Here is a 462-nt window from a genome sequence, read left to right as displayed (position 1 = left end):
TCTCCAAATCTTTATGTCATCAGCGAAGAGTAGAACGGATGATTTTGCTACAGTTGGCAATTCATTTACATAAAGTAAAAAGAGAAGAGGACCTAGGATTGTGCCTTGGGGAACCCCACATTTTACAGGTACCCACGAGGAGAGAGCCCCATTAACCCTTACCCCTTGTCTCCTGTCATGGAGAAAGTTACTTATCAAATCGACGACTGTATAATGGATTCCAAAACGTTCCAGTTTGAATTTAAGACCAGAGTGGGAAACCTTATCGAAGGCCTTGCTTAGATCTATGAAAATCACATCCACAGGAATATTCAAATCGTTTGCAGCAGCCCAATCTTATAATTTACCATTATTTTTCTTTTTAATCATTAAATATACTTAGTTTCTTACCTGGAAGCACCCGTTACTAACTATCAATAGATACGGAAGCCAGTTAAGCAACAGCTTATTCTGTTCCGTCCA

1 protein-coding gene is annotated in these 462 nt (G+C 39.2%); it reads right to left on the bottom strand.

Going from position 1 to position 462, the window contains the following annotated elements; all coding sequences use genetic code 11:
• Positions 1-315 (bottom strand): reverse transcriptase domain-containing protein (locus tag DF185_RS24890; protein WP_207784755.1); only part of this gene is annotated, 315 nt, incomplete at its 3' end.
• Positions 316-462: the final 147 nt, after the last annotated feature.

Origin of the sequence: Marinifilum breve, assembly GCF_003202155.1 — a bacterium.
GTDB classification, from domain to species: Bacteria; Bacteroidota; Bacteroidia; order Bacteroidales; family Marinifilaceae; genus Marinifilum; species Marinifilum breve.
The sequence above is the reverse complement of the archived record's forward strand: the minus strand, read 5'-3'. Positions and strand labels throughout refer to the sequence as shown.